Source organism: Erwinia sp. TECH1 (assembly GCF_054057575.1).
The window spans coordinates 302,073-320,776 of record NZ_JBSRZK010000001.1 but is presented as its reverse complement, the minus strand read 5'-3'; the positions used below and the strand labels follow the sequence as shown (position 1 = coordinate 320,776).

At 59.4% G+C, this 18,704-nt stretch carries 11 protein-coding genes; 2 read left to right on the top strand and 9 right to left on the bottom strand.

Annotated features, from left to right (window positions below):
• Positions 1-410 precede the first annotated feature (410 nt).
• The 4 genes from ACVWZ0_RS01425 to ACVWZ0_RS01410 all read right to left on the bottom strand — a co-directional run bounded on the left by ACVWZ0_RS01425 (position 411) and on the right by ACVWZ0_RS01410 (position 3,893).
• Positions 411-740, bottom strand: coding sequence for an SMR family transporter (locus ACVWZ0_RS01425; RefSeq protein WP_301251515.1), 330 nt, complete (start codon positions 738-740; stop codon positions 411-413).
• A gap of 199 nt (positions 741-939) precedes the next feature.
• Entirely contained in the window at positions 940-2,637 is a 1,698-nt protein-coding gene (gene eptB / locus ACVWZ0_RS01420) for a kdo(2)-lipid A phosphoethanolamine 7''-transferase (RefSeq protein ID WP_253456550.1), read from the bottom strand.
• Positions 2,638-2,904: 267 nt separating this feature from the next.
• Positions 2,905-3,333 carry an organic hydroperoxide resistance protein gene (locus ACVWZ0_RS01415; protein WP_125289275.1) on the bottom strand — a complete coding sequence of 143 codons (429 nt, stop codon included), beginning with the start codon at positions 3,331-3,333 and terminating at the stop codon, positions 2,905-2,907.
• Positions 3,334-3,434: 101 nt separating this feature from the next.
• The gene (locus ACVWZ0_RS01410) at positions 3,435-3,893 is read right to left on the bottom strand and encodes a MarR family winged helix-turn-helix transcriptional regulator (protein WP_125289274.1); all 459 of its coding nucleotides are present in this window, start codon (positions 3,891-3,893) and stop codon (positions 3,435-3,437) included.
• A gap of 66 nt (positions 3,894-3,959) precedes the next feature.
• On the opposite strand from ACVWZ0_RS01410, the gene ACVWZ0_RS01405 reads away from it, so the two are divergent.
• On the top strand, positions 3,960-4,550 hold the full coding sequence (locus tag ACVWZ0_RS01405; protein ID WP_253456552.1) for an HD domain-containing protein: 591 nt from the start codon (positions 3,960-3,962) through the stop codon (positions 4,548-4,550).
• Positions 4,551-4,685: 135 nt separating this feature from the next.
• Positions 4,686-5,300 carry a hypothetical protein gene (locus tag ACVWZ0_RS01400; protein ID WP_253456554.1) on the top strand — a complete coding sequence of 205 codons (615 nt, stop codon included), beginning with the start codon at positions 4,686-4,688 and terminating at the stop codon, positions 5,298-5,300.
• Between the two features lie 60 nt (positions 5,301-5,360).
• Here ACVWZ0_RS01400 and ACVWZ0_RS01395 read toward each other — a convergent pair whose 3' ends face one another.
• From ACVWZ0_RS01395 to ACVWZ0_RS01375, 5 genes are all read right to left on the bottom strand, one after another.
• On the bottom strand, positions 5,361-5,894 hold the full coding sequence (locus tag ACVWZ0_RS01395; protein WP_253456556.1) for an RcnB family protein: 534 nt from the start codon (positions 5,892-5,894) through the stop codon (positions 5,361-5,363).
• Between the two features lie 135 nt (positions 5,895-6,029).
• On the bottom strand, positions 6,030-7,196 hold the full coding sequence (locus tag ACVWZ0_RS01390; RefSeq protein WP_253456558.1) for an HlyD family efflux transporter periplasmic adaptor subunit: 1,167 nt from the start codon (positions 7,194-7,196) through the stop codon (positions 6,030-6,032).
• Positions 7,193-9,367 (bottom strand): type I secretion system permease/ATPase, encoded by a 2,175-nt coding sequence (locus tag ACVWZ0_RS01385; RefSeq protein WP_253456560.1) that lies wholly within the window; start codon positions 9,365-9,367, stop codon positions 7,193-7,195. The genes ACVWZ0_RS01390 and ACVWZ0_RS01385 overlap by 4 nt, the downstream gene beginning before the upstream one ends.
• Positions 9,345-10,787, bottom strand: coding sequence for a TolC family outer membrane protein (locus ACVWZ0_RS01380; RefSeq protein ID WP_253456562.1), 1,443 nt, complete (start codon positions 10,785-10,787; stop codon positions 9,345-9,347). Before ACVWZ0_RS01380 ends, ACVWZ0_RS01385 begins: the two co-directional genes overlap by 23 nt.
• 59 nt (positions 10,788-10,846) lie before the next feature.
• The gene (locus ACVWZ0_RS01375; protein ID WP_253456565.1) at positions 10,847-18,562 is read right to left on the bottom strand and encodes a BapA/Bap/LapF family large adhesin; all 7,716 of its coding nucleotides are present in this window, start codon (positions 18,560-18,562) and stop codon (positions 10,847-10,849) included.
• Positions 18,563-18,704 lie beyond the last annotated feature (142 nt).

The window sequence follows — 18,704 nt, the reverse complement described above, 5'->3', positions numbered from 1 at the left end:
GGATGAGAGGCGACAGACAAATATAAAAAATAACCAAAAGCGACCTTTTCCAGCGCATATAATGCGCCGTTAACTTTTAATGCCGCTTAAAATAGCGCCAGAAAATCAGCAGCCAGTGAAACGCGTTGCAAAAAAACCCTTGAAAATAGTCGCCTGTATCCCATTTTTTTAACAATACGCTTTGCTTATACCTGCCATTCCAGGCAAAAATTCTGCAACGGCAGGATAAAAAACGGCCAATAACGCGTTTTTTTGGTCATGTACAGCGCAGCGCGAATTAACGCGGCGGTAGCGGGCGGGAAAGGCTTTTTTACGGATAGTAAGGGCATAAAGCGAGACGGGTATTTTTACACCACAGCACGATCGGCTGCCGGTGTCGGCGGCGCTTCAGGGCCGCCGATAACGGATAATCAGTGCGAAACGGCGCGGGAAAGCGTGTTGATAATAACCACGCCGACGATGATAAATGCCATGCCGATTAGCGCGGGCAGATCCAGCCGCTGGCCGTGCCACAGCCAGGCGACCAGCGAGATCAACACGATACCCACGCCCGACCAAATGGCATAGGCGATGCCGGTCGGCAGATGCTGCAGCGTCAGGGACAGACAGTAAAAAGCGATGCCGTAGCAAAATACGGTACCCAGAGTTGGCCACAGCCGCGTAAAACCTTCCGACGTTTTCAGCAAGGTGGTACCAATCACTTCCGCCACAATGGCGATAAATAAAATGAGATACATCATTATGACCGTTCTCCTGGGTTATCCGTTCAGTTAGAGGAAGAAGCGCACAGCGCTTCCGCGGCTTATCTTGCAAGAATCTGCCCCGGTTTTTTTGATCCCACGCATGACTCTCTGCGCCAACCTTAATACGGCCTTAACGGCAGGCAATAAAAAACCCCCGGCCGCTAAGGCTCGGGGGTTAGCAATTTGACGCGGCGCGTCAGATTTTGCCGCCAGAAGCTTTACGCTTTGTCGGATCCGCACACCAGTCGTTCGCCTCTTTGATGCCGCCATCCGGAGAGGTGTAGCCCAGGCAGCCCAGCACCGAGTCGAACAGCTCAACGTGACGATGCGTCGCGCCCACGCGCTGCTGCGCCTGCAGGCGTTCAAAGCGGCTCTGGTTAGCCGGGTCTGCCAGATACTTATCGGAAGCCCACACGATCATCGGCACGCGGAACTGCTCCGGCGGCGCCATATGACGCGGCGTGCCGTGCAGGTGCATGTTATCGCTGATCGATTCGCCGTGGTCGGCCGCGTAGAAGACAATCGCTTTCTTATCGCGCAGCTGATCGAACACGCTTTCCAGCACCGTATCCGTATAAAGTACCGAGTTATCAAAGGCGTTGATCAGCATCGCTTTGCTGCATTTATCGTCCACGCCCATACATTCAGGCTGATAACGGGCAAACTCGCGCGGATAGCGCTGCGAGTAAAGGTAGTGCGAGCCTTTGGTATGCAGCACCACCAGATGCTTGCCTTCAGGATGGCGATCGAGCGACTTTTTCAACTCCGGCACCAGCAGCATATCGTCCACCGACTTGCCCTGGTTCTGCTTTTCCGAACCAATCTGCTCGCGGAACGCGAAGTTATCCGCATCGGTATTGTTATAGAACCAGACTTCACTTTGCATAGCGAAAAGCTCCGAGCTAAAGCCCAGCGACTTCATCACCGCAAAAACGTTCTGTTCTTTCAGCGTGCGGCCTGGCCCTTCATCGGTGCCGCCTTCACGCACGAACATACAGCGCAGCGAAAGCTTGGTTGCGGTGTCGCAGGATTCCCCCCGGAACGCCACCAGGTTTTTCTCGTGGGAAAGCTTTGGCGTGGTATCGCGGTTATAGCCCAGCAGGCCCATATGATCCCAGCGGGTGGTTTCGCCAATCACGAATACCACATAGGTGTCGTCCAGCCCGGCCGGTGCGTTATAGGTAAACTGCTTTGCCGGATCGAACAGGTCTTTACCGTCCATCGTCTCGTCGTAGCTGGTGTAGGCAAACAGCCCCAGCGCCGACAGCCAGTTGGAAGGCAGATAAGAGTGCGCCACCACGCCGCCATAGCTCGGCAGATCGACATTGGTCAGCTTCTCGTTGATGTTCTGCTGCTTGTCGAAATAGCGGATAGGCAGCCAGACCAGCGCCACGGCCAGCAGCAGCACGCCCAGCGGCTTCAGGCGCTGTCCCGGCGTTTTCAGCTGCTCAATCAGCGTCAGGCGCAGCGAGTTGCGCCAGATCAGCAGCAGCGGCAGCGCGCTGACCAGCACCATCCACAGCACAAAATGGTAGCCAATCACCTCTTTCGACAAATCGGTATCCGTGGTCATCACCGACGCGACGATGCCGTAGCCGATCACCACGTTAAAGAAACTCATGTAGTAGCTGGCGGCTACCGAAATCAGCACCAGCGCGGTAGCGGTCACGCGCCAGAAAATTTTGCCGCCCAGCGACAGCAGCCGCATCAGGAAAAAGGTCAGCAGAACGATGGCGACGACTTCCGCCACGGCGGAAAGCCATTCCGCCACGCTGAAGTGGGCCAGAAAGGGATCGAAACGACGATAAAAAACGGGAATATTCAGAAAGATACCGATGTAAAACGCCAGCAAAAACGAGAGCTTTTGCTGCGTCAGTGTTTTAATGTAATTCATGCAACCTTTATCCCGGCGTAGCTTTAGAGTAAACGCTAATCAGACCATACCGTTTCGCCAGAGTTCGGTTATAGGGTCGATTATCACCCTGAGAAACTTTCCCCGGACGATTCTGAAGGGAAAAAATTCACCTCCACGCGCAAGCGGCGTAGTTAACCACATTATCGGGGATTTATCAGTTCAATCGCGGGAATAAGCAGAGAAACGCGGCGGGTCGCAGGGTTACAGACAGCCGGAGCGCCATAGCGGCTCCGGCCAGCGCCGTTATCAGTTGATGATATTCAGCGTTACGTCGATATTGTCGCGGGTTGCGTTAGAGTAAGGGCAGACGATATGGGCCGCGTCCACCAGCTTTTTCGCTTCCGCCGCGTCCATTCCTTCCAGATGGATATTCAATTTAGCTTCGATACCAAAACCGGTCGGCAGCGGCCCGATGCCCACTTCCCCTTCGATAAAGGCTTCTTTTGGCATAGTGATTTTGTCGCGGTTGGCGACAAACTTCATCGCGCCCAGGAAGCAGGCCGAGTAGCCAGCGGCAAACAGCTGTTCAGGGTTGGTGGCTTCGCCGCCCGCGCCGCCCATTTCTTTCGGTACGCCCAGCTTTACGTCCAGCACGCCGTCTGAAGAGGTAGCACGACCGTCACGACCACCGGTGGCTTTTGCTTTGGCACGGTAAACGACTTTTTCTAAAGACATCAGGCAACTCCTTTCATTGGGTTTTATATGCGCTATTAAATCGCGAGCGACTTAATGAGGCGTCTGTAATCAGTATAGACTTTCCGGAGCGAGACTACGGTCTAGCCGTTGAGGCTGTCGCGCAGGCTTTCCAGTTCGGCTTTCAGCACGCGCATTTTTTCCGCATCACAGGCGGCGGCGCAGCTGACGGCCTGAGGTAAATCGACCGCTTTATGGCGCAGCTCGCGACCCTGTTCGGTCAGCGTTACCACGACCTGGCGCTCGTCTTTGCGCGAGCGCTGACGATCCAACAGACCCGCCGCCTCCAGCCTTTTCAGCAGCGGCGTCAGCGTGGCGGAGTCCAGAAACAGCCGTTCGCCGATTTCGGAAACCGTCACGTCATCGCGCTCCCACAGCACCAGCATCACCAGATATTGCGGATAGGTGATATCGAGCGGTGCCAGCAGCTGGCGGTAAAGCTTGTGCAGCGCCAGGTTGGTGGAATAGAGCGCGAAGCAAAGCTGTTGATCAAGCAACAGTGGCGAGGCTTCCGCTTTTTTGTCATCTTTATCTGTGGTCATGGCAAAAAATATAAATAGTGCGCTATATAATTGCAAGCGAATCTTAATGTTCAGGGGAGAAAACCGATGTATTCACTGGAAGAAAAGGCCCGACGCTACGCCAGCAAGGCTCATGCTGACACGGGTCAGCGTCGCAAATATACCGATGAGCCTTATATCGTACATCCGGCTGCGGTAGTGGAGCTGGTGCGCAGCGTAACCGATAACGAAATCATGCTGGCCGCCGCATGGCTACACGACACGGTCGAAGATACGTCCAACACGCTGGCGGATATCGAGAGCCATTTTGGCGCGGAGGTCGCCTCGCTGGTGGCGATGCTGACCGACAGCAAGCAGCCCGACGCAAAAAATCGCGCAGCGCGTAAAGTGGCCCATTTTCGCCATACGGCACAGGCCTCGGGCGACGCCCAGACCATCAAGCTGGCCGATATCATTGATAACACCCGCTCGATTATTCATTACGATCCGCATTTTGCCCGCGTTTATCTGACAGAAAAACGCGTGCAGATCGCCTTGCTGAAAGACGGAAATGAAGCGCTGTGGCGGCAGGCTTCCACTATTATCGAAAGCGGCATTGAGCAGCTGACGCAGGCGCCCTATTACGTGCCGCTTGCCTGGTTCACCCGCCAGCAGCAAAGATATCAGCTGCCGAATTAATCCTTAACCGGGATTTTCGGCGCTTTTCTGCATTAATTAACTCAAATCGGCGCCGCTGCCGCAGGCCGGCGGCATTAATTGGTAAGCCTGCGTCAACTCAGTGCCTATAATCGCCTCGAAAAAATAAGGGGCGTTATGCAATCTGATTTACTTTTTATCCGCCGCAAGGCGTTGGCTTTTATTGGCTGCGCGCTGTTTCTGGCCGCCATGATGGGAATGGTTTTTATCGATGTTCGCTGGATGAACGATGGCGTACACGAAACCTCATTTACTGAAATCGCTCAGGAACTGATGCTGCTGGCTATCGCGCTGCTCTATTTTCATGGCGCATATCGACAGCCTGCCATCAGGCCGACGCTGATATTAATCGGCGGCTTCTTCACCTGTATGCTGATCCGCGAGCTGGATTTCCTGTTCGACGAGCTGTCACACGGCAGCTGGGTGTGGTTCGCGCTGGCCACTGCCGCCGCGTGCGTCGTTATTGCCGTGCTTCAGCCAAAGCGCGCCGTGAAAGGCCTGGCCGATCTGCTGCGTCATCCTGCCTGGGGCATGTTGTGCGCGGGTTTGCTGACCATTCTGGTGTTTGCTCGCCTGTTCGGTATGCGCGACCTGTGGCAGCACCTGATGCTGGATGGCTATAACCATACGGTGAAAAACATGGCGGAGGAAGGCTGCGAACTGCTGGGCTATAGCCTGTGCCTGCTGGCTTCGCTGGGGTATCTGTATGGCGATCGGGCAAAGGCGGAATAAAAAACGCCGCCTTGCCAATACTCGTAAAGCCCGACGTTTAACGCCGGGCTTTTTTATAGCTTATTGCTTGTAAAAAATGTCGCCGGATTCCACTTTCAGGATGCGGCCATCTTCTTTAGAAATCTGCACGTAGTTGCCGCCCATATAGGTCCAGCTGGTGCCCTGCTCAGGCGCAGGCAGGTTGCGGGTTTTCCAGTCCACAATTTCATATTTTTTAGTGCGGTAGCGGTCAGGCACAACGCTGCCGATAGTGAAACGCTGGAAATCGGCAAAAAAGTACTGAATTTCATAAGGATGGGCCGGATCGCGCTGCGGCGCGGCCGTTTCGCCTGAAGGCGTCTGCGCCTGAGAAGGCGTTTGTGCTTCCGGCGCGATCGGCGCGGCGGATGGGGCATCCGTAGCTGGCGCATCCGTAGCTGGCGCATCCGTAGCTGGCGCATCCGTGGCTGGCGTATTCGCAGCTGGGGCATCCGTGGCTGGCGCGGCGGCGGCAGGATCCTGCTGCGTCTGAACATCTTCTGCAAAAGCCGTAGACACTAACGGCGTGGCAGCCAGTAAAAAAGCAGAAAAGAGAATGGACGTCGACTTACTCATGAGTTTCTCCGCTGAAAATGAAATTATCAGGTGGCACCGGTCAGCGAGGAAGCGCCACTTCGTCACGCGCACATTATCGTTTCTTTTCAGGCAAGGGAAGCAGGAAAAAGCGTGGTCTGCCCTTTTCGCCCAGCGTTATCTTTCGCGTAGCGCCTCTTTCGCCCGGTTCAGCGGTTTCAACAGGTAAGCCATAATGGTTTTGCTGCCGGTATGGATTTCCGCCATCGCGATCATCCCCGGATGCACCGGGAATTTTTTCCCTTTTTTATTAAGCAGATAATCTTTTTCGGTACGCACATAGACGCGATAGTAGTAGTTGTCCCGATGCACCTCGTCCTGGAGGGTATCCGGCGATATGGAAGCCACTTTCCCCTCAAGGCCGCCATAGATATTAAAATCATAGGCGGTCAGCTTGACCACGGCGCGCTGGCCCGGCGTGATAAAAGCCACGTCGCGCGGCGAAATCTGCGCTTCAATCAGCAGCTGTTCATCCAGCGGCACCAGCTCCATCAGGTTGCCGCGCTGCGGGATCACGCCGCCCACCGTGTTGACCTCGATCGCTTTGACGATACCCCTGACCGGCGCGACTATCGTCGTGCGCTTCAGCGCATCGGCGCGTCCGATGATGACCGATCGCTGCGAAGCGGCCTCGGCATTGGCTTTCGCCAGGTCCTCCCGCGCGTGCACGATGTACTGATTTTGCGCGTCGTTCAGCTTGCTTTGCAGATCGTTAGCCTGTCTTTTCAGCCGCAGCACTTCCACGTCGCTGGCCGCGCCCTGCGCCACCAGCGAAGCGGTCAGCTTAAGCTCGCGGTTGATCAACGTCAGCGCTTCACGCAGGCCGCTCAGCGTTTTGTCCAGGTTCTCCCTGCGCGAGCGATACAGCGCCGTCTCGGCCGCCACCAGATCGCCGTCCTCCAGCACCTCGGGCGGAAAATTCAGCTCGCTGCCCGCCGTTTCCGCCTGTAAACGGGCCGCCGTCGCCAGCGCCGCCCGCATTCTTGCCGTGCTCTCCTGTAGCCCGGAATCCAGCTGCGTGGGATCCAGCAACGCCAACACCTGGCCCGCCTCCACCACGTCGCCTTCACGCACTTTCAGCGTTTGCAGAATGCCGCCTTCCAGCGACTGCACGATCTGCGCGTGGCTGCTGGGGATGACTTTGCCGACGCCGACCGTGACCTCATCCAGTTCAAACAGGCTGGCCCAGAGAAAAAACAGCAGCAGCATCGTCAGCAGCGACCAGACGATCAGCGCGCTGCCGCGCGCGGCCGTTTTTTTGCGCCCTCTGAAGCGTCCGCTCATGATGACGCCTCCGTTTTGCGGCGCGGCGCGGCCGGTTTAACCAGCAGCTGCTCCTTCGTCCCGTCACGCACGATTTTGCCGTTATCCAACAGCAAAATACGATCCACCAGCTGCATCACTGCCGGTCGGTGCGTGGCGATAATCAGCGTTTTCTCGCCCGACCAGGCCTTAAGCTTTTCGATCAGGCGGCTTTCGGCGGCGTCGTCCAGCCAGGCCGTCGGCTCATCCAGCAGCAGCACGGCGGGCTGGCGCAACAGTGCGCGGGCCAGCAGCAGCAGCTGGCGCTGCCCGCCGGACAAGCCTTTGCCGCCCTCGTGAAGCAGATAGTCCAGGCCTTCCGGCAGCTGGCGGATAAAGGTCATAGCGCCAGCGATAGCCAGCGCTTCCTGCATCTCCTCCTCCGTAGCCAGCGGCATTCCCAGGCGCAAATTCTGGCGGATGGTGCCGAAAAACAGCGACGAGGACTGGCTGACCAGGCTGACGTCGCGCCGGACATCCAGCGGATCGAGCGTGTCGAGCCGGACGCCATCCAGCAGCAGCGCGCCCTGCGTAGGCCGCAGCAGCCCGGCCAGCATTTGCAGCAGCGTGGATTTGCCAGATCCGTTGCGGCCCAGCAGAGCGATTTTTTCGCCGGGCTTGATGGTCAGCTTATCGAGCGCCAGCGCCGCCTGGGCGGCTTCAGGGCTGTAGCGATAGACAATACCGTCCAGGCTGTAGTCGCCGTACAGTTTTGCGCGATGCACCTGCGCCCCGCGCTCGGGCTGGTCTACCTCGCTGTTTAGCAGGCTTGCCAGCCCTTCTCGGGCGACTTTCGCCTGCTGCCAGCGGCTAAAAATCATCGCCAGCTGGCCCAGCGGCGCCATCATGCGCGAGGCCAGCATCGAGCAGCCAATCAGCACGCCGGTGGAGATATCGCCGTCCATCGCCAGCAACGCCCCCACCAGCACCACGCTGACATAGGCCAGCGTCTGTACCTCGCTGGTCCAGCTGGCCAGCAGCCCGCTGATAAAACGCTGCCTGACCGTCGCCTTGCCGATCGTTTCGTTCAGGTGGTTCCACTGGTTCTGAAAGTAAGGCTCGCCGCGCAGCAGCTTGATATCGTCCGCGCCCTGCACCGACTCCACCAGCATGGCGTTACGCAGGGCCGACTCGCGCATGGTGGCTCTGGAAAGCTTCGCCAGCGGCCGCTGCGCCAGCAGTCCCGGCAGCACAATCAGCGGGATCGCCACCAGCGGCACCAGCACCAGCCAGCCGCCCAGCAGCCAGAGCACGATCAGAAAGAGGATCAGAAACGGCAGATCGGCCACGGCGGAGATAGTGGTGGAGGCAATCAGCTCGCGCAGCTGCTCCAGCTCGCGGATCTGCGCGATAAAAGATCCGGTTGATTTTGGCCGCGCGTCGCTACGGATGCGCAAGGCGTGGCCGAAGACCTTGTCGGAAATACGCAAATCGGCGCGCTTGCCCGCCCAGTCGGAAATGTAAGTGCGGGCCATGCGCAGGATAAAGATAAAAGTCAGCGCAATCATAACGCCGCCAAACAGTACCCACAGTGACGGCACGGACTGCGAAGGAATAATGCGGTCGTACACCTGCATGGTAAACAGCATCGCCGCCAGGCCCAGCACGTTGATCATCAGCGAGGCGAACATGATGTTGATCCAGCTCGGCCACTCCCGCAGCAGCGTCTGCCACAGCCAGCTGGCGCGGTAAGGCTGAATATAGTCGTCGACTCTGGCGTCGGGCACGGCGGTTTCAGGGCGGGCAAGCAGCACGCGCTGCGCATAGCGGCCCAGCTCGTCCACGCTGAGCACGCTTTGCAGCTGTTTTTCGCCGGTCAGCATCACGCTCGCCTGGCCTTGGGCGCTCAGCGACGTAACCACGCCGACGCCGCGCGCGCCGAAATCCACCACCAGCGGCAGCCGCCAGGCGTCCAGCCAGTCGGGATGGAAGTCGTCAAACAGCACCAGCAGGCCGAGCTGGCGCGCCATGTTTTCAATCAGCTTGTCCTGCGGCAGCTGTCGCAGCTGCCACTCCGCCTCGCCTTTTACCCGCTCTGGCGAAGCCTCAAGGCGATAATGCCTGGCGATCAGCAGCAGGGCTTCCAGCCACGGCAGGTAGCGGCTTTTTTCAGCATGGCCGGTGGCGTCGTTATCTGAGAAAGGGTTGTTCATAAGGCTCATTTTTCACTGTTTGCCGCTGCGCCTGGACGGCCGGCATATTGATGCTGAAGGCGTCTCTGGCCATACCGGCCAGCGCAAGATAAGTTACTTCGGCGGCCCAAAGGTCGCGGCGGGCGTTGATAAGATCCAGCTCCGCGCGGCTGATTTCCTGTTCGGCGTTGAGCAAATCAAGCACGTTCCTGTTGCCCAGCGCCAGATATTGCTCGCGGTAAAGCGACCGCGTCTCGGTAATGGTGCGCAGCCGCCGGGCGAGGATGCTGATGTTGTTTTGCAGACCAGCCATGCTCTGAAACGCGCTGCGCTGCCGGTCGGTCAGCTCCAGCTTCTGGCTGCTGATGGTTTCTCTGGCCGCGGCCAGCGCGCGGGCGCTGGCGTTTTCCTGCGCCGCCAGCGCGCCGCCCTGATAGAGGGTGCTGTTCAGGGAGAGATAGACGTTTTGATACTGGCTACGGCTCTGATAGCGGGCGATATCGCCGATATATTTGTTGCTGCTGGCCTCCAGCGACAGCGTGGGATAACGCTGCGCTTTGCTGCTGCGCAGGTCAGCGCTGGCGATGGCGGCGTCGGCCTGTGCGATGAGGATGGTGGGGTTTCTGTTCAGATCGAGCGTGGCGCCCAGTTTGCGGATCAGCGGTTGTAGATCCAGCGGCGTGGCGAGCGGCCTGTCCGCGATCGGCTGGCCCAGCAGCGCCTGAAGGTGGTACTTCGCCTGGCGAAGTTTGATCTCGCTCTCCTGCTGCTGCGCCTCGGCCGCTTCAACGCGTGCCTGCGCCTGTACGGGATCGACGCGCGTGCTGGCGCCCGCCGTCGCGCGCAGCTGCGTAAGCCGTAAAATATCCTGCAGCGCCCTTACCTGTTTGCGTGCGTTATCAAGCTGCTGCGTATAGCGACAGACCTCGTTCAGCGCCAGCGCCGTTTGCTCAATCACGCTATCGACCTGCGCCAGCAAAGCGGCCTGCTGTCGCAGATAACCGGCCGTTGCCCGATCCACCGCGCCGCCGGTTTTGCCAAAGTCATAAAGCATTTGCGACAGCCCCAGCGTGGCGATTTGCCCGCTGCCTTCGTCCTGCTGTCGGCCCGAGGTAACCCCCGCTTTAATCGCGGGAAGGTAGCCCGCGCTGGCGTTATCGATGCTAAAGCCCGCCGACTCCAGCGAGGCGATGCTGCTGCTGATGGCCGGATGGTGCTGCACCGCCAGCAGGATCGCGGCGTGCCAGTCGACGGGCAGCGTTTTGCCGTCGCCCGTCGGCAGCATATCGGTCTGGTCTGCGGCGGCCTCAGGCAGGGTGTCCGGCGCGCCGGAAAAAAGCCCCCAGAATCCATCAGGCGCTTCTTTCGGCGGCGACGGCTGCGCAAGGCTGACACAAGGCAGCGCCAGCAGGCAGCAAAAGGCGGTAAAACGTCTTTCCATAGCTTCATCCTGAAAATCCCTGGCCAGGCCGGGCGGCAGGCGCGTCGCCCGGCGCTTGCTCAGCCAATAACGATATCGTCTTCGATATAGAGCTGCACCAGCGAGCCGTCGGCGGCCGTGCTGGTGTAGTGCTCGTAGCTGATGCCGTCCGCCAGCAGGGCCGTCGATTGCGTCCAGCTGCCGTTTAGCGTCACCGTATCGCCTTCCGCGCCCCTGACGTAGAGCGTGTTATTGTCGTCGGTGATATTGAACAGGCTTTCCGCGCTGACGGTCAGGCTGTCGTTAACGCTGTCGTCCAGCATATCTACGGCTTCGATATTGCTGACTCGGGCGGAGATAGCGCTCAGATCCAGCGAGCCGCTGCCGTGCCAGGCCAGGGTATCACTGCCGTCCGCGCCGTTTATCGAGGTGAAGTCGGTATCGTAAAGCTGGAATATATCGCTGCCGCCGGAGCCGCTAAAGGTGAGCGCGCCGCCCGCGCTGCCGTCCACCGTCACCCCTAAGCTGACGCTCAGCGACGCGCTGCTGCCGTCCGATAAGGTGTAGGTGAAGGTATCGGTATGGCCGCTTTGCGCGGCCGCCTCATCCGGCACGTAGCGGTAGTGGCCCGCGCCGTCGATAGCCAGCGTACCCCAGTAGCCTTGCAGACTCGCGGCCTCGCCGTCGACCACGGCGGTTTCGCCATTCTGGCTGACGGAGACGAGCGTCAGATCCTGCATTTCTTCGGCGCTCAACGAGCCTTCAATCCCGGCGGTTACTTCGTTAAAGGTTATGCCTTCCTGTACGTAAAGCTTAATAGCCGTGCCATTGAGCGTGGCGCTGGTGTAAAGCGTATAAACGATGTTATTCAGCGTTTCCACGCCGCTGACCAGCCACTCGCCCGCCAGAGAAAGCGAATCCTCGCTGCCGCCGCGTACGTAAAGCGAGTCGCCGTCGCCGGTGACGCTGGCGATATCATCAACGTTCAGCGTCAGCACCGCCGCCGCACCGTTATCCTGAAGATCTATCGCCTCGATATTGCTGACCTTACCGGCAAGATCGCTCAGCCGCAGCTCGCCCTCGCCGCGCCAGACCAGCGTATCGTGACCGGCCTTGCCGTCCAGCACGGTCAGCTGCGTGTCGTAAATCGCAAAGCTGTCGTCGCCGACCGTGCCCGCGAAGGTCAGCGCGCCGCCGCCCAGGCCATCCACCGCCACGCCCGGCGTCACCGTCAGCGTTTGCGTGGTGCCGTCGCTCAGCAGATACGTAAAGGCATCTTCGCTGCTGGCAAGCGGGATCGTCGAGCCGCTGGCCAGCGTATAGGTGTAGCTGCCGTCGCTGTGAATGGTCAGCGAGCCATATTCGCCAACGATCGTCGTACCCGCCGCTGCTACCAGCGTGTAGCTGGCCGCGCCGGTGACGATGCCTGCCGCAATAGATTTCACTATCAGGCCGTTATCGCTGGTAAAGACGGATCCGGCGCTGCTGGCATCGGCGGTAACCTGATAGTCGGTGGTGCTGATGATATTGACCGCCACCTCGATCGCCAGTTCGTCATAAACCGTGAGCAACAGCAGGCTGGTGTGGCCGCTCTGCGTGGTGTCGATGGTCAGACGATAAGTGCCGACCGGCTGGTCAGAAAGCGTCACGTTCAGCGCGCTGCTGCTGGTCAGCGCCTGTGAGCCGCCGGTGACGGTTTCCCAGGCGAAGGTCTGCCCGTTGTAGCGCTGCAATGACCACGTGGCCGACACGCTGTTATCGGCATCGATCGAGGCGCCGGAGACGCTGAAGCCGATCGCCTGTTGGTCGCTACTGCTGGCGATGACGAAGCTGTCGCTGATAAAACTGTTGCTTTCCTCCTCCACGGTAACCGTCTGCGCCACGCTGTCGCTGAGCAGTGTCACCTGGCCGGTGACGTCGGCGGCATTGTTTTCCGCTGCGGTTTCCGTGGCGCTGAAGGCTATTTCGCTGTCGACCAGCAGGGTAACGCTTTGCCCGTCGGCCGCGGTGCTGACGTAGCGGTCGTAGCTGGCGTTGTTAAGCACCTCGCTGCCGATCCACTGCCAGCTGCCGCCCAGCGTCAGCGTATCGCCAGCCTCGCCTTTCACATAAAGCGTGTTGTCGTCATCGGTAATATCCGCCACGTTTTGCGCGGAAATCAGCAAATTGCCCGCGTCGGCGGCCAGCTCGATCTCTTCAATATTGCTGACTTTGTCCGCGATCTCACTGACCGTCAGCGTGCTGGCGCGCCAGACCAGCGTATCCAGCCCGGCGCCGCCATCGATACTGGCGAAGTCGCTGCCGTCAACGTTAAAAAGATCGTTGCCGTCCGTGCCCGTAATCGCTTCTGCGGCGACCACGTCATATTCACTGCCTGACGAGCTGTCCTGGTAGCTCGCCGCCGAAAGCGCAACCGACTGCTGCACGTTGAGATCGACAGCGACGCCCGCCCCGGTCGTGCCTGTGTAATGCGTGTACAAAACGCTGTTTATCACCGTGGTGCCGCTGTTGATCCAGCTTCCCACCAGCGTAACGGTGTCGCCCGCTGCGCCGGTAACGGTGAGCGTATTCACGTCGTTGGTGATATCGACCACGTCCTGAGCAGTGACCACCACGCTGCCGCTGCTTTCTGCCGCGAGCGCCAGGGTTTCGATATTGCTGACTCTGGCGGCGACATCGCTCAGCACCAGTTCGGCCTTGCCGTACCAGGCCAGGGTATCGCTGCCGTCCGCGCCGTCCATCTGCGCAAAATCCGTATCGTAAACCGCGAAAACGTCATTCGCCTCCGTGCCCTGGAATACCAGCGCGCCGCCATTGCTGCCGTCAACCTCCACGCCCAGGTTGACGGTAAGCGTGGCCGTAACCACCTTGCCGTTCACCCCTTGCAGCGCGTAGGTAAAGATATCCTGAGAGCCTGACGGCAGCGTGGTGGCATCCGGCGTATAGAGATAGGTGCCGTCGCTATAGAGCAGCAGCGTGCCATATTCGCCGACCAGGGTGATGCCGCTTTCGGTTACGGCAACGTAGCTGCTGTCGACGTCGGTATCGGCACTGCCGTCGCCCGCTTTGGCGTAAAGCCGGGTATAAATGGAGCTGAGCTTGTCGATGGCGCCGTCGATGCCCTCGTCGGTCAGCAGGTTGCCTGAAGCGGCCTGGCTGGCGGTGATCTCATAGTCCGTGGTGCTGGTTACGGAGACAGCCATATCCAGTATCACGTCGTTGTCCGCGCCCGTGGTGACGATGGCGAGGCGCCAGGTCCCGGCCTCCTCAACCAGCGTCGATATATCCAGCGTCAGCAGCACCTCGCCGTTGTGATCGCCCGCCGGCACCACAAGATTATCGGTCGTTACCGTCGTCCAGCTGCCGTCGCTGCCCAGCTGCTGAAGTTCATAAGCGATGTTTTTATCGGTGGCAAAATCGTTGCCGAACAGCCCCTGCCCGGTTTTCAGCGTCAGCGTGCCGGACACCCGATCGTCGGCGGAGACCAGCGTAAAGGCGCTGGTATAGTTCACCGTGCCGCCCGTTGTCAGCACCACATCCGTATCGCTGGCTTCGGTGGTGCGCCAGCTTACGGCTACGCTGGCGTCGGCAGCATTGGCGGAAGCAATATCCGTGACGGCGTCGGCGCTGGGATCGGTAGCATCCCAGCTGAGCGTCAGCGCATCGTTGGTGCTGCCGATCTGGATATAGAGCTGCGCTGAAGAGGTCTTGCCGGTGGCGGAGTCGGTCAGGGTATAGGTAAAGACTTCGACCTTGCCGATACTGTTCATCGAGACGGCAGGGATATATTCATAGCTGCCGTCGCCACCGATCATCAGCATGCCGTACTGGCCGACCAGCGTAGTTTTGGTGATGGCGCCCAGCGTCACTTTAGTCACGTTGCCATCGCTATTGGTAACGCTGACGGAAGAAACCAGGGTCGAGGCGCCGTGCGGGATCGTGTCTGGGCCGTAGATCCCGTCCGCATCGCTCATTACGTTGCCTGCCGCCGTGGTGTAATCGGTGGTGGTGGCCTCTTCGGCCAGGGTATAAACCGTCTCCCGCGCTTCGAGATCGAAGCTGGCGCCAATGTTAATGCCCGCCGTGGTATAAACCAGCTGATAGGTTCCGGCGGTCAGACCGGACAGCGTCAGCGTGGCAGTATTGGCTCCTGAGCCAAACAGGCCGAACAGATTGCTGCTGCCTCCCTGCGAAACATCTACCCATTCGCCGGTGGCAGAGTGGTACTTTTGCAGGATCAGCGTGGAGTTGCTGGCAACGTTCAGGAAGGCGGACGAGGTAGCCGTTACGTTAAGATCGATAAAGGTGCCGTCCGCCACCACGATCGCATCGCTGACAATGGTGTTATTAATCGCAATCAGGCCGCTGTCGCTGATTAAGGTGCCCAGATCGTCCTCTACGCTGACCGGATAGGTAAAGCCGACCGCGGCCTCCGCGCTGATATTGTCCATTGCCGTCAGGATAACGGCCTGCACATCCAGGTTGAGCGTGGCGGACGGCGCGCTGCTGTTGCCCGCCCCATCCGTCACCGTAAACGTCAGCTCGTGGCTGCCATCGTATAATCCGTCTTCATCGGTAAACTGCCAGCTGCCGTCTTCGGCTACGGTGGCCTCTCCCACTTTTTCACCTTTGTCGTAAAGCGTGACGGTTGCGCCCGGCTCCGCGCTGCCGCTGAAGGTGGCTTTGCTGTCGGTCAGCGTCTCTGTGCGGTCTACGACGATACCGGCTTCATCCGTAATCACGATGGAGGCGGGATCGATGCCTTCCGGCGCGATGGTGTCGACGGTGTAGTCAATCGCCGCTGATGCGCCGCTGGTATTGCCCGCCTCGTCGATTACCTCAAAGGAAATATCGTGATCGCCTTCCGCCAGCGGTTGGTCCGGCGTGAACGACCAGCTGCCGTCTTCGCTTACCGTGGTTTCACCGAGCGCCGTATCGCCGTCGCTGATTATCACGGTCGCGCCCGGTTCGGCGCTGCCGCTGAAGGTTGGCGTGGTGGCGGATGTGGCGCTGGCCGAATCGATGGCTGTACCGTCGGGATTGGTGATGATGACGGCCGGTGTTTCAATACCTTCCGGCGCGGTGGTATCGACGGTGTAGTCAATCGGCGCTGACGCGCCGCTGGTATTGCCCGCCTCGTCCACCGCTTCAAACGAGAAGCTGTGTTCGCCCTCCGCCAGCGGCTCGTCCAGCGTGTACGACCAGCTGCCGTCTTCGTTTACCGTGGTTTCGCCGAGCGCCACATCACCGTCGCTGATGACGACGGTCGCGCCCGGCTCCGCGCCGTTGCCGCTGAAGGTCGGCGTGGTGGTGGTGGTGTCGCTGCCGGGAACGATAGCTGCACCGTCCGGATCGGTGATGACGATGGCCGAAGTGTCCGGCACGTCCGGCGCGGTGGTATCAACGGTGTAATCAATGGAGTCTGAAGGGCCGCTGCCGTTGCCCGCCTCGTCGATTATTTCGAAGGAGATATCGTGGTCGCCCTCCGCCAGCGGCTCCTCTGGCGTAAACGACCAGCTGCCGTCCTCCGCCACGGTCGCTTCGCCGATGGCCGTTTCACCGTCGCTGATGACGACGGTCGCGCCCGGCTCCGCGCCGCCGCCGCTGAAGGTTGGCGTGGTGGTGCTGGTGTCGCTGCCGGGAACGATAGCTGCGCCGTCCGGATCGGTGATAACAACGGCCGAGGCGTCCGGCACGTCCGGTGCGGTGGTATCAACGGTGTAGTCAATGGAGTCTGAAGGGCCGCTGCCGTTGCCCGCCTCGTCGATTATTTCGAAGGAGATATCGTGGTCGCCCTCCGCCAGCGGCTCGTCCGGCGTGTACGACCAGCTGCCGTCCTCCGCCACGGTCGCTTCGCCGATGGCCGTTTCACCGTCGCTGACCACCACGGTTGCGCCCGGTTCGGCGCCATCGCCGCTGAAGGTTGGCGTGGTGGTGCTGGTGTCGCTGGCCGGATCGATGGCGTTGCCGTCGGGATCGGTGATAACAACGGCTGAGGCGTCCGGCACATCCGGCGCGGTGGTATCAACGGTGTAATCAATGGAGTCTGAAGGGCCGCTGCCGTTGCCCGCCTCGTCGATTATTTCGAAGGAGATATCGTGGTCGCCCTCCGCCAGCGGCTCGTCCGGCGTGAACGACCAGCTGCCGTCTTCGTTTACCGTGGTTTCGCCAACGACCTCGCCACCGTCGCTGACCACCACGGTCGCGCCCGGCTCCGCGCCGTCGCCGCTGAAGGTCGGCGTGGTGGCGGATGTGGCGCCGGACGGATCGATGGCGGTGCCGTCGGGATCGGTGATAACAACGGCTGAGGCGTCCGGCACATCCGGCGCGGTGGTATCAACGGTGTAATCAATGGAGTCTGAAGGGCCGCTGCCGTTGCCCGCCTCGTCGATTATTTCGAAGGAGATATCGTGGTCGCCCTCCTCCAGCGGCTCGTCCGGCGTGTACGACCAGCTGCCGTCTTCGTTTACCGTGGTTTCGCCAATGACCTCGTCGCCGTCGCTGACCACCACTGTGCTGCCCGGCTCCGCGCCGTCGCCGCTGAAGGTCGGCGTAGGATCAGAGGACGCGCTGCCCGGATCGATGGCGTTGCCCGCTTCATCCGTAATCACTACGCCGGCAGTATCCACCCCTTCCGGCGCAGTGACATCAATCACCAAATCAACACTGTTGCTACTGCTGACGCCGTTTATATCGGGGCCAATAACCGTGATAGTGTGGGCACCTTCCGGTAATGCTTCCGGCGTAAACGTCCAGCTGCCGTTTGCCTCGACTACCGTTTCGCCCAGCAGCGCATCACCGTTAGCGATCGTCACCGTGCCGCCCGGCTGATAATTGCTGCCGCTGAACATCGGCGTGCTGTCGCGGGTCGCCTCGCCGCTGTTGATAATGTTGCCGCTGTCATCAGCAATCACTACGACAGGCACTATGCCTTCAGGCGCGGGGATATCCTCGTCCAGGATATTTTCCGGATCGATTACGCCTTCTTCGACGCCCTCATTGTCGTTTTCGGCATTACCCTGGGTGTTTACCACCAGGTCCACGCTGTCGCTAACGCTATTGCCGTTTAGATCCGTGCCGTCCACCGCGATAGTATGTCCGCCATCCGCCAGCGCCTCGCCCGGTGTAAAACTCCAGCGCCCGTTTTCATCCACAATGGCTTCACCGATTACGGCACGCCCATCGCTGATGGTTACCGTGGATCCCGGCGCCATGCCTTCTCCACTTACTGTAAGCATGCTGTCGCTAATGACGTCGCCGTTATTGATAATATTGCCGCTGGCGTCGGTTAAAACTATGGATGGGCTGACCGTGGAGGTGGCGTTATCGTCGGATGAAGAGCCGCCGCCGCTGGAATGATTCGAGACGCCGATGCCGATCAGCAGCGCGGCCGCGCCAATCCCCCCTCCCGCCGCCAGCATGACGTTATTGTCCCCCACGGTCAGAAGTTCAGCGGAAGTATCGGTGAGCTCATACACGGCAGAAGTCGGGTCATAGTCAAAGGCATACACGACGCCGTCCGGATCGGAGGCGGTCACGGCTGGCGGCACGTCAGGTGCGTAATTATCCAGCAATACCTCATAATTTTCGCCGGTGGCTTCGTCTGCCCATGTCAGCCTGAGGCCGCTATTGCTTTTGGTGGCTTTGATTTGCGCGGGAAGGTTACCATCATTACTGTGCACTTCAAAGGTAGAGGCGTTTGCAGGCGGCGTCAGAGAAAGAGGCTGTTGTGGAATTAAGTCGTGTCTGGCAATAACTTTACCGCTGACATCTTTGATGATTAATTGTAGGTTCATTTTTTCACCGATAATATATTTAAAATATATGAATAGCTTTCAGAAAATCACTACCCCGGTTTGAAAAAACAAATCATTACGGCCTGTTCAGAAACGGGCATCTTTTTATTGAAAGGATAAGCGCCAAAAAAATAGCTTAAAA